This is a genomic window from Candidatus Polarisedimenticolaceae bacterium, from assembly GCA_036275915.1.
Lineage (GTDB): Bacteria > Acidobacteriota > Polarisedimenticolia > Polarisedimenticolales > DASRJG01 > DASRJG01.
This window is the reverse complement of sequence record DASUCV010000018.1, coordinates 151,691-165,255: the sequence shown is the minus strand read 5'-3', so window position 1 is coordinate 165,255 and position 13,565 is coordinate 151,691. Positions and strand designations below refer to the sequence as shown.

Annotated in this window: 14 protein-coding genes and 1 other RNA gene; 13 read left to right on the top strand and 2 right to left on the bottom strand. The window is 71.0% G+C overall.

Going from position 1 to position 13,565, the window contains the following annotated elements; translation table 11 throughout:
- Positions 1 to 51 precede the first annotated feature (51 nt).
- The 11 genes from rplT to VFV19_14245 all read left to right on the top strand — a co-directional run bounded on the left by rplT (position 52) and on the right by VFV19_14245 (position 9,643).
- Positions 52 to 414: a 50S ribosomal protein L20 gene (rplT, locus tag VFV19_14295; GenBank protein HEX4825470.1), complete on the top strand. Its 363-nt coding sequence runs from the start codon at positions 52 to 54 to the stop codon at positions 412 to 414.
- A gap of 19 nt (positions 415 to 433) precedes the next feature.
- Positions 434 to 1,459 carry a phenylalanine--tRNA ligase subunit alpha gene (locus VFV19_14290; protein ID HEX4825469.1) on the top strand — a complete coding sequence of 342 codons (1,026 nt, stop codon included), beginning with the start codon at positions 434 to 436 and terminating at the stop codon, positions 1,457 to 1,459.
- On the top strand, positions 1,453 to 3,510 hold the full coding sequence (pheT, locus tag VFV19_14285) for a phenylalanine--tRNA ligase subunit beta (protein HEX4825468.1): 2,058 nt from the start codon (positions 1,453 to 1,455) through the stop codon (positions 3,508 to 3,510). Before VFV19_14290 ends, pheT begins: the two co-directional genes overlap by 7 nt.
- Positions 3,507 to 3,704 carry a hypothetical protein gene (locus VFV19_14280; GenBank protein HEX4825467.1) on the top strand — a complete coding sequence of 66 codons (198 nt, stop codon included), beginning with the start codon at positions 3,507 to 3,509 and terminating at the stop codon, positions 3,702 to 3,704. The genes pheT and VFV19_14280 overlap by 4 nt, the downstream gene beginning before the upstream one ends.
- 4 nt (positions 3,705 to 3,708) lie before the next feature.
- Positions 3,709 to 4,047 (top strand): cell division protein ZapA, encoded by a 339-nt coding sequence (locus VFV19_14275; protein ID HEX4825466.1) that lies wholly within the window; start codon positions 3,709 to 3,711, stop codon positions 4,045 to 4,047.
- Between the two features lie 42 nt (positions 4,048 to 4,089).
- Positions 4,090 to 4,271, top strand: a non-coding RNA gene (ssrS, locus tag VFV19_14270) — 6S RNA.
- A gap of 67 nt (positions 4,272 to 4,338) precedes the next feature.
- Positions 4,339 to 5,874, top strand: coding sequence for a ribonuclease Y (rny, locus tag VFV19_14265; GenBank protein ID HEX4825465.1), 1,536 nt, complete (start codon positions 4,339 to 4,341; stop codon positions 5,872 to 5,874).
- Complete coding sequence (locus VFV19_14260; GenBank protein ID HEX4825464.1) at positions 5,871 to 6,764, top strand: farnesyl diphosphate synthase; 894 nt, start codon at positions 5,871 to 5,873, stop codon at positions 6,762 to 6,764. The genes rny and VFV19_14260 overlap by 4 nt, the downstream gene beginning before the upstream one ends.
- Entirely contained in the window at positions 6,761 to 7,561 is an 801-nt protein-coding gene (locus tag VFV19_14255) for a TlyA family RNA methyltransferase (protein HEX4825463.1), read from the top strand. Before VFV19_14260 ends, VFV19_14255 begins: the two co-directional genes overlap by 4 nt.
- Positions 7,545 to 8,432, top strand: coding sequence for an NAD(+)/NADH kinase (locus tag VFV19_14250; protein ID HEX4825462.1), 888 nt, complete (start codon positions 7,545 to 7,547; stop codon positions 8,430 to 8,432). The genes VFV19_14255 and VFV19_14250 overlap by 17 nt, the downstream gene beginning before the upstream one ends.
- Positions 8,429 to 9,643, top strand: a complete 1,215-nt coding sequence (locus VFV19_14245) for an MFS transporter (protein HEX4825461.1) — start codon at positions 8,429 to 8,431, stop codon at positions 9,641 to 9,643. Before VFV19_14250 ends, VFV19_14245 begins: the two co-directional genes overlap by 4 nt.
- On the opposite strand, the gene lysS is transcribed toward VFV19_14245, so the two are convergent.
- Positions 9,635 to 11,164 (bottom strand): lysine--tRNA ligase, encoded by a 1,530-nt coding sequence (gene lysS, locus VFV19_14240; GenBank protein HEX4825460.1) that lies wholly within the window; start codon positions 11,162 to 11,164, stop codon positions 9,635 to 9,637. The genes VFV19_14245 and lysS overlap by 9 nt on opposite strands.
- Before the next feature lie 54 nt (positions 11,165 to 11,218).
- On the opposite strand from lysS, the gene VFV19_14235 reads away from it, so the two are divergent.
- Positions 11,219 to 11,938, top strand: coding sequence for a hypothetical protein (locus VFV19_14235; GenBank protein HEX4825459.1), 720 nt, complete (start codon positions 11,219 to 11,221; stop codon positions 11,936 to 11,938).
- A gap of 3 nt (positions 11,939 to 11,941) precedes the next feature.
- On the opposite strand, the gene VFV19_14230 is transcribed toward VFV19_14235, so the two are convergent.
- On the bottom strand, positions 11,942 to 12,577 hold the full coding sequence (locus VFV19_14230) for a methyltransferase domain-containing protein (protein HEX4825458.1): 636 nt from the start codon (positions 12,575 to 12,577) through the stop codon (positions 11,942 to 11,944).
- A gap of 178 nt (positions 12,578 to 12,755) precedes the next feature.
- Between VFV19_14230 and VFV19_14225 the strand changes: the two genes are divergently transcribed.
- A complete protein-coding gene (locus VFV19_14225; protein HEX4825457.1) occupies positions 12,756 to 13,532 on the top strand; it encodes a hypothetical protein in 777 nt (258 codons plus the stop codon).
- Positions 13,533 to 13,565 lie beyond the last annotated feature (33 nt).

Sequence of the window (13,565 nt, the reverse complement as noted above, 5' to 3'; positions counted from 1 at the left end):
ACCGGGCCGCCGGCTTTTCGTCGGGGCGATCCCCGTCAAGAGGAGAGAACGATGCCGCGCGTCAAGAGAGGCAACAAGAGGCGCCTGAAGCGGAAGAAGATCCTTCGCCGGGCGAAAGGCTATTACCTCGCAAAATCCAAGCTCTACCGGATCGCGAAGCAGCAGGTCGAGCGCTCGATGGCGTTCGCCACGCGCGACCGTAGGGCGAAGAAGGGCGACTTCCGCCGCCTGTGGATCGTGAGGATCAACGCCGCCGCGCGCCTGCACGACATGTCGTACTCGGCGCTCATTCACGGCCTCAAAGCGGCCGGCGTCACCCTCGACCGGAAGGTCCTCGCCGACATCGCCGTCCACGACCCGGCGGCTTTCGGCCAGGTCGTCCGCGCGGCCCGTCAGGCGACCCAGCCCGCCTGACGTGACGGAAGCCGCCGCGATGAAGGACCGTCTCGACGGGCTCGAGCGGGAGTTCGTCTCAGCCTTGAGCGCGGCGGGGTCCGACGTGGCCGCCGTCGAAGCGGTCCGCGTCCGGTTCCTCGGCAAGAAGGGCGAGCTGACCGCGCTCCTCAAGGGGCTCTCCGGCCTCGCGCCCGACGTGCGCCCCGCCGCGGGCCAGCAGATCAACGCCGCCAAGGCGACGTTCGAGGACGCGCTCGCGCGGGCGGCGGCCTCGGCGGGACAACGCGCGCGCGACCTCGCGCTCGCCAAGGAGCGCGTCGACGTCTCGCTCCCGGGGCGCCGGCCCTTCCGCGGCGCGCTCCACCCGGTGACGCAGACCCGCCGCGAGCTCGAGTCGATCTTCCGGACGATGGGGTACACGGTCGAGCACGGTCCCGAGGTCGAGGACGACTTCCACAACTTCGAGGCGCTGAACCTCCCGCCGGGGCATCCCGCGCGCGATGCGACCGACACCTTCTACCTCCCGGGCGGGCTCCTCTTGAGGACGCACACGTCCCCGGTGCAGGTGCGCACGATGGAGACGACCCGGCCGCCGATCCGCATGATCTGCCCCGGCCGCGTCTACCGGAAGGATCTCGACGCGACGCACCTCCCGATGTTCCATCAGCTCGAGGCGCTCGTCGTCGACGAGGGGATCTCGATGGCGGACCTTCGCGGGACGTGCGCCGCGGTCTGGAAGATGTTCTTCGGCGACGACGTTGAGGTGCGCCTCCGTCCGGGGTACTTCCCGTTCGTCGAGCCGGGCTGCGAGTTCGACATCTCTTGCCGCGTCTGCCTCGGGAAGGGCTGCCGGGCGTGCAAGCAATCGGGCTGGCTCGAGCTGGGCGGCGCGGGGATGGTGCACCCCGCCGTCTTCGAAGCGGTCGGCATCGACCCCGAGAGATACACCGGGTTCGCCTTCGGCCTCGGGATCGACCGCATCGCGATGATGCGGTTCGGGATCGACGACCTCAGGCTCCTCGTCGAGAACGACGTTCGCTTCCTCGAGCAGTTCCCGTGCTGATCTCGCACGCGTGGCTCGAGGAGATCTCCGGCATCGACGCCGACGCGCGGGAGGTCGCACGGCGGCTGACCGCTCGCGGCCTGACCGTGGACGCGATCGCGGAGGCGGGCGACGACCGGGTGCTCGACGTCGACGTCCCCGCGAACCGCCCCGATGCGCTCGGCCACCGCGGCGTCGCGCGCGAGGTCGCGGCGGCGTTCGGACGATCTCCCCTTCCGAAGCCGGCGGTCCGCGAGCCGGGGCTCCGTGGAATCGAAGTCGCGATCGAAGCGCCCGACCTCTGCCGGCGCTACACCGCCTCGATCGTCCGCGGCGTCCGCGTCGCGCCATCCCCCCCCTGGGTCGTCGCGCGGCTCGAGGCGTGCGGCCTGCGGTCGATCAACAACGTCGTCGACGCGTCGAACCTCGTCATGCTCGAGCTCGGCCAACCGGTCCACTTCTTCGATCTCGCCCGCCTCACGGGCGGCGTCCTCCGCGTTCGCCCCGCCTTCGCCGCCGAGGCGCTCGTCACCTTGGACGGCGTGAGCCGGACGCTCGACGCCGGAACGATCGTCATCGCCGACGGCGCGCGCGGCGTCGCGCTCGGCGGCATCATGGGCGGCGACGAGACGCAGATCACCGCGGAGACGCGGGACGTCCTCATCGAGGCGGCCTGGTTCCAGCCCGCCGCCGTTCGCCGCGCGGCGCGGAAACTCGGCCTCGTCACCGACGCCAGCCAGCGGTTCGAGCGCGGGGCCGATCCCGAAGCTCCTCCCGCGGCCCAGGCCCTTGCCGTGCGCCTGCTCGAGACGATCGCCGGTGGACGTGGCGAGCCCGGTATCGTCGACGCGTATCCCGCTCCGTTTCCCGCGCGCTCGCTCGCGGTGCGGCTTCCGCGCGTCGCGCTCCTCCTCGGCTACGCGCCGGGCTCCGCCGAGTCGGAGGAGGCGCTGCGCGCGCTCGACCTCCGTCCGACGCCGACCGCCGAGGGCTTCGAGGTCGAGGTGCCGTCCTGGAGGGTCGACCTGACGCGCGAGGCGGACCTCGTCGAGGAGATCGGCCGCCACCTCGGCTACGACCGGATCCCCTCTCACGTGCCCGCGACGCCGCCGCCGGCCTCGGGCCTCCGGACGTTCACGAGCCTGAACGAGCGCGCGCGCGACCGTCTCGCCGCGCTCGGCTTCTCCGAGGCGTTCAACTACGCGATGATCGCCGCGGGAGACGACGACGCCTTCGTCGCGCCCGGGCTTCCCCCGTCGATGCCGCTCTCGAACCCGATTGCGGAGACGCTCGGCGTGCTCCGCCGCGCGCTCACGCCGGGGCTCGTCCAGGCGGCCGCGTTGAACGTAAGGCGCGGGCTCGCCGACGTCCGCCTCTTCGAGGCCGGTCACGTCTTCCTCGCCCGAGGCGCCGCCGAGCTTCCCGACGAGCCGCTCAGGCTCGCCTTCGCCTGGCACGGCGCTGGGCGCCCCCGGCATTGGAGCGAACCTTCCCGCGAGGTCGAGGCCTACGACGCGATCGGGCTCGTCGAAGATCTCCTCGCGCTCGCCTCGGACACGGGCCGCTTCACGCAGATGGCTTCCGATCTGCGGGGCCTCCATCCGGGACGACGGACGGCGTGGATCGATGCGGACGGCCGGACGGCCGCGTGGTGCGGGGCGCTGCACCCGGACCTCGCCGCGCGGCTCGACGTTCAAGGCCCGCTCTACGTCGGTGAGATCGATCTCGGCGTCGCCTCGGCCCACGCGGCCGCGCGCCCCGCTTACCGCGCGATTGCCCGCGTGCCTTCGATCACCCGCGACCTTTCGATCGTGCTCTCCCCCGGCGCTCCCGCGGGCTCGGTCTTGACCGTCCTCGCCGCGGTTCCCGCCCCCGCTCCCGCCGAGATCCTTTGGATCGACCGCTACGAGGGCCCTCCCCTCGATGCGGGCGAGGCGGCCATGACCCTGCGTGTTATTCTTCAGCCGCTGGAGCGCACGCTGACGGACGACGAGGCGGAGGCGTTCCGGTCGCGCCTCGTCGCGGCGCTCGCGACGGTGCCCGGTGCCAGGCTCCGGCGGATTGACACATGAGCGACGCCCCGACTAAGCTTCTGGCCGATCGCATCGCAGCGATCATCGAGCGCGTTCGAGATCTCGCCGCCGAGCGAGATGAGCTCCGGCGCGACGTCGACGCCCTGAAGGACAGGCTCGATCGGCACGAGCACGAGAACACGCGCCTCAGGACCGCCCTCGAAGAGGCGATCCGCGAGCTGCGTGAGGAGTGAGGCGTTGAGCGCAAGCGAAGGACCGACGCCCGTCACGATCTACGGCAAGACGTATCACCTGCGCGGCGAAGGCGACCCGCGCTATCTCCACTCGCTCGCGAAGGAAGTCGACCGGCGGATGCGCGACGTGGCGGAGACGACGGGAACCGCGGACACGCTGAAGGTGGCGATCCTGGCCGCCCTCAACATCACCGACGATTGCATGCAGGCCCGCAGCGTCCCCGCGTCGAGCGACGTGGAGGCGGATCTGGGCCGATTGGCCGCTCGGATCGACGAGGTACTCGCCGATCCGGGTTGCCGGCCGCACCGTGCCGAGGCTGGACGGTCGGATGGACACGCGTGAGACCAACCGGGAGAATCGAAGCTCGCAGTTCTCGATCCACCAAGCCCCCTGCGGAGTTCGTGATGGGTTGTATCGCTTGAGCCAACGTCGTCGTTTCGGGAGCCCGCCGTCAGGGACGCCATGTGCATGCCCCGCCCTGCGGGGAAGCCTGAGGCGCCCGCAGGGCTCCCCCCTGGTTGACCTGGTTCAACCGGCCCGGCCCACACGGCTCTCGCGGGGGATCTGAGCCCGCCTCTCTCCTCGCGCCATTCCATCCCACCTTCCGGTCCCCGTCGTGGGGGAACGACGAAGATGTCGAGCTCGCTCGCGCCCCTCGTGGGGATCGTCCTCGCCGCCATCCTGGTGGTGCTCGCGGTGGTCATCGCGCGCCGGATCGTCGCCCGGGCGCGCGAGCAGGCGCCAACGATCGTCGAAGACGCACGCCGCGTTGCCGAGGATCGAGCGCACGCGATCCTCGCCTCCGCGCAGGAAAAGGCGCTGGCCGCCGAGGAGGACGTGGACCGCCGGGAGCACGAGCTCGACGTCCGCGACGCCCAGCTCGAGACGCGGGCCCGCCAGCTCGAGACCGACCTCGGCGCCATCGACCGCCAGCGCAAGGACCTGGAGCGCCGCCAGAACGCGCTCGCGAAGTCCGAGGAGCAGACGCGCCAGGCTCAGACCGCGGCGGAAGCCGACCGCGCCGAGGCCCGCCGCGCGCTCGAGCGGGTCGCCGGACTCACCGCCGAGGAAGCTCGTGCCGAGATGCTGGCGTCGATCGAGGCCGAGGCGCGCCGCGAGGCGGCCCGCCTCGCCCGCCGCATCGAGGAAGAGGCCAAGGAAGTCGCCGAGCGCGAGGCGCGCCGCCTGCTCGTCGACGCGACGCAGCGCGTGAGCTTGCGGGATCCGGTCGAGTCGACGGTCACCTTCATCGCCTTGCCGTCCGACGAGATGAAGGGGCGGATCATCGGCCGCGAGGGCCGGAACATCCGGGCGCTCGAGATGGCGACCGGGATCGACGTGATCATCGACGACACGCCGGGCGCCATCCTCCTCTCGTCGTTCGACCCCGTGCGGCGCGAGATCGCGCGCATCGCGCTCCAGCGTCTCGTCGAGGACGGCCGGATCCACCCCGCCCGGATCGAGGAGGTCGTGCAGAAGGTCGGCGAGGAGTTCGAGACGCTCGTCGAGGAGGCCGGGAGCCAGGCGGCATTCTCGCTCGGCGTCGCCGAGCTGCACCCGCGCCTCGCGCGCCTCGTCGGGCGGCTCAAGTTCCGCCACCAGTACGGCCACAACCTGCTCCAGCACGCGGTCGAGGTGGTCCACCTCGGCGCGTACATGGCCGCGGAGACGGGAGCGAAAGCCGACGTCATCCGCCGCGCGGGCCTGCTCCACGAGATCGGCCGCGTGGAGGAGGGCGCCTCCGGCCATCCGGTCGCCGTCGCCGCCGAGCTGACGGCGAAGTTCGGCGAGCGGGACGAGATCGTGAAGGCGGTCCAGGCGATGCACCCGGATGCCGAGGCGAAGACGATCGAGCACCTCATCTTGAGGGCGGCGAACCGGCTCTCGGACAATCGCCCCGGTGCACGGAAGGACAACCTCGACGTCTTCGTCGAGCGCCTGCGGCGCCTCGAGACGATGGCCCGCTCGTTCCCCGGCGTGACCCAGGCGTTCGCGCTCAAGGCGGGCAAGGAGCTCCGCGTGATCGTCGACACGCGCGGCGTCACCGACGATCAGGCCTACATCCTCTCGAAGGAGATCGCCCGAGCGATCGAGCGCGACCTCGAGTACCCGGGCCCGATCCGCGTGAGCGTGGTGCGTGAGACCCGCGCGGTCCAGTACGCGGTGTGACCGTGGGTCTCGACGATTACCTCGCCGCCCGCGCCGCCGACGTCGAGCGCGCGCTCGACGAGCTGCTCCCGGCGGCCACGGGGCCCGCGGCGCGTCTTCACGAGGCGATGCGGTACGCGGTCTTCGGCGGCGGCAAGAGGCTGCGCCCCGCCCTCGCCCTCGCCGTCTGTGAGTCGCTCGGCGGCCGCGTCGAGGAGGTCGTGGCACCCGCGGCCGCGCTCGAGCTGGTCCATACCTACTCGCTCGTCCACGACGACCTGCCGGCGATGGACGACGACGATCTGAGGCGCGGCCGTCCGACCGTGCACAAGGCGTTCGGCGAGGCGGAGGCGATCCTCGCCGGAGACGCCCTGCTCACGCTCGCGCTCGAGATCCTCGCGACGAAGCCCGAAGGGGACGAGGCCGCGGTGCGCCGCTCGGCGGCCGTCGCCCTCGTCGCGCGCGGTGCCGGGGCTGCCGGCATGGTCGGGGGCCAGCTCGCCGATCTCGACGCCGAGAGGAAGCCGGCCGAGCTCCCCGCTCTCGAGTGGATCCACGCTCACAAAACCGGGGCGCTCCTCGCGGCGTCGGCCGAGCTCGGCGCGCTGCACGCCGGGGCGCCGCCTCCGGTCTGCCGCGCCTTCGCGCGCTTCGGCGCGGCGCTCGGCCTCGCCTTCCAGATCGCCGACGACATCCTCGACCGGACCGCGACCGCGGCGGCCCTCGGCAAGACCCCCGGCAAGGACGAGCGTGCCGGGAAGGCGACCTATCCGGCTCTGCTCGGGGTCGACCGGTCGCGTGCCGAGGCCGACCGTCTCGCGGCGCAGGCGCGCGCCGAGATCCCCGAGAGCGTCCGCGATCGCGGGCTCCTCGACGCCTTGGCGCGCTACGCGGTCGAACGCGGGCGGTGAGCGGACGCGTCCGCCTCGACGTGCTCCTGGTCGAGCGAGGCCTCGCCCCGACGCGCGCGAAGGCGCAGGCGATGCTCCTCGCCGGGCTCGTGACGACCGGAGAGCGCCGCCTCGACAAGCCCGGTGCGCTCGTCCCCCGCGATCTTCCCCTTGCGGTCGCTCCGGGCCGGCGGTACGTCGGCCGCGGCGCCGGCAAGCTCGCCCCGGCGCTCGTTCGGTTCGGCGTCGACGCCGCCGGCCGGGCCGCTCTCGACGTCGGAGCGTCGACGGGCGGATTCACGCAGGTGCTCCTCGAGGCCGGTGCGTCGGCGGTCATGGCGCTCGACGTCGGTCGCGGTCAGCTCGACTGGTCGCTCCGGAACGATCCGCGCGTCGTCGTCGTGGACGGCGTCAACGCGCGCTTCCTCACCCCGTCTCTCCTTCCCTCCGTGCCGAGCCTCGCCGTCATCGATGTATCCTTCATCTCGCTGCGGCAGGTGCTGAAGGGCGTGTGCGCGTGTCTCGCCCCCGGCGCGGACGTGATCGCGCTCGTCAAGCCGCAGTTCGAGGTGGGGCGGGAACGCGTGGGCAAGCACGGCATCGTCTCGGACAAGGCGGCATGGGACGACGTCCTCGTGTCGCTGACCGGCTTCGCGCGCGAGCACGGGCTCGGGCCGCGGGCGATCGCGCGGTCGGCGGTGCGGGGCGCCACCGGGAACGTCGAGTTCTTCCTTCACCTCCGTCCCGGCGGCGGGCCGGCTGCAGCGGAGCTCCTGGACGCCGATCGAAGGGCCGCCGTCGATGGCGAAGAGGCGTAAGCGCGTCCGCGGCGCCATCCGCCGCGTCGTCGTCGTCGCGAAGCCGGGGACGCCGGAAGGGAAGCGCATCGCGCAGGAGCTGGCCGCGTGGCTGCGCGCCCGCCGGGTCCAGGTCCGCCTCGATGCGACGACCTCCGCGGCGCTGGGGCAGCGCGACGGCGTCCCGGAGGGGACGCTCCCCCGCGGGACCGACCTCGTCATCGTCGCCGGCGGCGACGGAACGCTCCTCTCGGTCGCGCGGGTCGCGGGCCCCCTCGGCATCCCGATCCTCGGCGTGAACTTCGGCGGGCTCGGGTTCATGACCGAGCTTCAGCCCGAGGAGCTCTACGCCGGCCTCGAGCGCGTCCTCCACGGACGTTACGAGATCGAGGAGCGCGACGCCCTCCGCGTGCGCCTGAAGCGAGGACGGAAGATCTTGGGCGCGTACGCGATGCTCAACGACGCGGTCGTCACCAAGACGGCGCTCGCGCGGATGCTCGTCATCGAGGTCCGCATCGACAAGGAGCTGGTCGCCACCTACACCTCGGACGGCCTCATCGTCGCGACGCCGACCGGCTCCACCGCCTACAACCTCTCCGCCGGCGGGCCGATCCTGGACCCGCGGATGAGCGCCTTCGTGATCGCGCCGATCTGCCCGCACGCGATGAGCTTCCGCCCGGTCGTCGTCCCCGGGTGGGTCACGATCGAGGTGACGCTGCGGAGCATGACCGAAGAGGCCTACCTCACTCTCGACGGACAGGTCGGCTTCCCGATGCGCCAGCTCGACGTGCTCGTCATCGACCGCCATCCGCGGCCGGTGCGGCTCGTCCGCGTCGCCAAGCGCGGCTTCTTCGAGATCCTCCAGAGGAAGCTGCGCTGGGGCGGACGGTGAGATCGGAGCGGTACGCGGCCGGCATCGCGCTCGTCGTCCTCACGCTCCTCAACATCCTGAACTACGTCGACCGGTCGGTGCTGTTCGCCGTCCAGCCCCTCGTCCAGGATGAGTTCAAGCTCACCAACACGCAGCTCGGGCTCCTCACGAGCGTCTTCCTCGTCTGTTACATGATCGCGGCGCCGCTCGTCGCCCCGTTCGCCGACCGGCACTCGCGCAAGAGGATCATCGCGTTCGGTGCGCTCTTCTGGAGCGCCCTGACCCTTCTCACCGCGTTCACCCACACGTACTGGGAGCTGCTCCTCAGGCACACCCTGGTGGGCGTCGGCGAGGCGACGTTCGTCACGATCGCGCCGACCTTCGCCGCCGATCTCGCCCCCTTGGCCAAGCGCGGACGGATCCTCGGCGTCTTCTACCTCGCGATTCCCGTCGGAACCGCTGCGGGATTCCTGCTCGGGGGATGGCTGGGACCGAAGTACGGCTGGCGGGTCCCGTTCTATGCGGCGGCGGTTCCGGGATTCCTCCTCGCGCTGGCGGTGTTCTTTCTGAAGGAGCCCGAGCGCGGCCGCTACGACGCCCCGGCTCCGGAGGCCGGCCGGCCGTCGCTCCGTGGATTGATCGCGAACCCGGCCTACTGGACCGCGACGCTCGGCATGGCGGCGATGACGTTCGCGCTCGGCGGGGTCCAGGTCTGGATGCCGACGTTCCTCTCGCGGGCGCGCGGATTCTCGCTCGAGGCGGCGAACACGGCGTTCGGGAAGATCATCGTCGTCGACGGCATCCTGGCGTCGCTCATCGGCGGGTGGCTCGGCGACCGTCTCCTCGGCCGCGTGCGCGGCTCGTACTACTTCGTGTCGGCCGTGAGCATGGCGATCGGGGTGCCGCTCATGACGCTCTCGATCTACGGCGGCGAGCGCTTCCTCATCCCGGGGATGTGGGTCGCGTCGTTCTTCCTTCTGCTCAACACGGCACCGCTCAACGCCGCGGTGGTCAACTCCGTGCCGTCGTCGATCCGCGTCACGGCGCTCGCGTTCAACATGTTCCTCATCCATCTCCTCGGCGACGTGCCGTCGCCGACCTTGATGGGCGCGATCGCCGACCGGCGATCGCTCGAGGCGGCGTTCGCCTGTCCCGTGATCGCGATGGCCGTCTCGTCCGCGATCCTCTTCTGGGGGCGGCGATACGCGCCTCGAGAGGTGCTCTCAGGCTGACGCGGCGAGAAAGCGCGACGCACAGAACGAAGGCCCGAGGGCCGCGATGAACGTTCCCGCGCGCGGCCCCTTCGGCTTCCCCAGGAGTGCGATGTAGATCGCCTGGAAGAGCGAAGCCGGCTTCGAGCCGGGGAATCCCTGCGCGAGGTCGTAGACGAGGAGGTGCACCGCCTCCCCCGTCATGCCGTCGCTCAAGCCCGAGCCGAGGCGAGAGAGGAACGCTTTCTGATCCGAGCTCAGCTCCCTCGCTTGGGCGGGAAGCTCCTTCTTGACCTCGAATCGCACGTCGTCGGGCGCGTGCGTATCGAGCCAGCGCCGCGCGTACGCGAGGCGCGAGGCGACCGCGTCACGGTCGAGCCCGGAGTAACCGGTCCGCTCGAGGACGGCGATCGTCTTCTCGGGGTCGAACCCGGCGACCTGCGCCGCGACGACGAGGTGCTTGAACGGCACGCCGACCGGAGCGAACCCCGCAGCGCGTGAGAGCGCGAGCGCGCGGCTGTCCGCCCCCTTCGCCGCGGCGTCGTCCACCTCGTCGACGAGCTGGAGGAGCGGAAGCCCCGGGTCGAAGGTGATCGTGCGCTGCGGCTTCTCGCGCATGACGAGGTAACGGAGCGCCTCGGGGGGCGCCAAGGTCAGCGCTTCCGCGATCGAGAGCACGTTGCCCTTGCTCGAGGACATGTCCCCCTGCCCCTTGAGGCTGATCCACTCGTAGCCGATCGGGAAGGGCGGCTCGTAGCCGAAGACTTCGCGGCTGATCCTGGCACCGGTGTCGTAGGAGCCGCCGCGCGTCGCGTGATCCTTCCCGAACGGCTCGACCGTGACGCCGAGCATCGCCCACCGCGCCGGCCAGTCGACGCGCCACGTGAGCTTCCCGCCACCCGCCATCGGGACGTCTCCCGACGTCCCGCAGGCGCAGCGGAATCCGACCGTCTCGGCCTCGACGGAGAAGCCGGTCACGGTCGTTTGCGTGATGCGCCCGCACGCGGGGCAGAGCGGGTTGAACGGCGACCAGTCGGCGCCGACCTCCTTGCCGGTCAGCTCCTTCAAGATCGCGGCGATCCGGTCCCTCTCGCGGAGCGCCGCCGCGATCACGCGGTTCATCCGCCCGCTCTTGTACATCCGGTCGGCTCGCTCGAGCTCGACGTCGACGCGCAGCGTCTCGAGCGAAGCCAGGAACGGCTCGAGGAAGTGGTCGGCGTACGACGCATGACGGCCGCACGGACAGGGGATCTCGGAGAGCGGCCGGCCGATGAGCGGCTCGTAGACGGCCGCATCGAGAAACGGGTAGACGCGCCGCAGCGGGTCGAAGTTGTCGCAGACGTAGTTGAAGCGCGCCGGGATCCCGCGATCGCGCACCGCTCGATAGATCGCGTCGGCGGTCAAAACTTCGCGCATGTTCCCGATGTGGATCTCGCCCGACGGGGAGATACCGCTCGAGACGACGACCGGGCGGCCGGAGGCGATCGCGGCGTCGGCCGCTTGATCCGCCCAGTGAGCTCCCGCGTGCGCCGTCGCCGTCATGCGGCCGACAAGGTATCACCGCACCGTGGTATAAACGCGCGGGGAGGCGTGAGCATGGAACGGATGACCCTGCGGGAGGCCGCGTTGAAGACCGCGCGTTCGGTGACGACGCTCCGTCGCCACATCCGCAGCGGACGTCTCGCCGCCGACAAGACTCCAGGCCGCTTCGGTCCGGAGTATTTCGTCACCGACGAGCAGCTCGCGGCCGCGCGTCTCGAGACCGCCGCCGCCCTCCCCCCGGCGGATCCGGCGCCGCGTGCGATCGCCAGGCGCTCCGTGCCGGCGGACCTCGCTCCGGCGCTCGACGCCTTGGTTCAGTCGACGGTGCCGCTCACACTCTTCCAAGATCTGCAGATGAAGCACGAGCAGCTCCTCGTCCAGTACGGCATGGTCCGCGCGGGCGGACTCCGCGTCCTCGAGATGCAGGCGGAGCTCGAGGCGCGCAAGCGGCACCTCGAAGACGCGCAGGCCGAGAACGCGCGCGTCAAGGACCGCCTGGCACGCGAGGCCGGCGATCTGCGCAAGCGCCTCCGCGAGGCGGAACTCGAGCTCGAAGGCCGGCGGATCGAGTCGGCGGCGCTCCGCGAGAAAGTCCGGGGGCTCGAGATGCTCACGCGGAACCGGGTGACCAACGAGACGATCGACCGTCAATTCACCGACGTCCTCGATCAGCTTCGCAAGGTCGAGCGGATGACGGCCGAGCGCGAGGTCGGCGAGACGGGCCCGTCGTCGCCCTGGCCGTGGCGGCCGCCGCAGCCCGATCCGGAGCACTGAGACCTAGAGTCGCTCGAGCACCAAGAGGCGCCATCCTCCGAGCATGTTGACCCGCTCCTCCCGGACGAGGCGGAGCCCGGGTGCCTGGGTCACGACCGTGACGGGAACGTCCAGGCGGAACCCGAGCCACGTCGACAGGGGCGTGAGGAGCCGATCCAGCGCGGCGAAGAGGCGCCAGCGCGAGAGGAAGCGGTTGACGACGATGATCGTCCCTCCCGGGCGGCAGATGCGGGCCATCTCCGCAAGGACCGCCGCGGGATCGGGAACCACCGAGACGACGTAGGGCGCGACGACCTTGTCGAAGTAGCCGTCTTCGAACTGGATCGCGCGCGCGTCCATCCGGAGAAGGCGCATGCGCACGCCGTCCAGGCCGCCGAGGCGCGCACGCGCCCGGTCCAGCATCGGCTCGCTGATGTCGATGCCGACGACCTCGCAGCCTTTCGGGTAGAGCGGGAGCGACAGACCGGTCCCGACGCCGACCTCGAGCACACGATCTCCCGGGGCGACGCCGAGACAGGCGACGGCCCGTCGCCTGCCGGGGCCGAGCGCCCAGTCGAAGAAATCGTCGTAGACACGCGCGAGGACGCCGTAGACGCGCTCGACCCGGCGGGATGCGTGATCGACGTACTCGACGGTCATCGTTGCGACCTGCCTTCCGTGAATTTGCCTCGGTTGCCGCCGAGTCTACCAGGCGCCGGGGACGCCATGCGGCGCTTTCCCCGCAGCGCGACGGCGGTTCCCCGGGGGCGCCTTGACTACGGCGGCGCTGTTCGGTAGCTTTCGGGTTCGCTTTTCAGGTATTTCCCGGGAGGCACCATTGATCCACCGTCGTACGGCCTTCTCGATCCTCGCCGTCTCGGCCCTCGCCGCGGGCTGCAACAAGACGACGCAGCCGGCGTCGTCGCCGGTGCAGACCGCCGCGCTATCGTTCCAGGCGATCGGGCAGATGGACAAATACAACTGCTGGGAGCAGTGGGCCGACTTCGACGGCGACGGGATCTACAACGACACCGGCCAGCTCTACTGTGAGGAGCTCTTCGACCAAGGGGGCAACCCGGCTCAGGCGCAGGTCCCGATCCCGTGGCACTACTCGCTCGCGATCACGGTCATCCGCGCCGGCGAGACCGAGGAGAAGCTCATCGCGGCGTCGATCATCCCCGGCGACTCCATCGAAGACTTCGTGAGCATGACCGGTTACGACCCGTCCCGGGATGCGGGAGGCGTCAAGCCCGGCGACGGCACCTACCTCTACATCACCCCGGGCGCGACGACGCCGAACAGCTTCTCTTCGGCCGTGGTCACGAACGGCAGCCGCCTGTGGCTCGAGGGGAACGGGTTCCAGCTCGGCGAGCCGAACGTCCTCATGCAGTCGCCGACGTTCAACGTCAACCTGAACCAGGGCGACACCATCATCGTGCGGGCGCGCAAGCAGAAGCTCTCGGACGCGCCGGCGTTCATTCCGGCGAACGCCAGCACGCAGATCGAGCTGTCCGGGATCTTGACGGTCGCGGGCGTGAACGTGCCCCTCCAGGGTACCGCCGGCTCGCCCGGCGACGATGCCACCGGCGTGACCTTTTCCTACACGAGACGGTAGCGGCTTTCGGTTCGAGCGGGGGGGCAAGCCCGC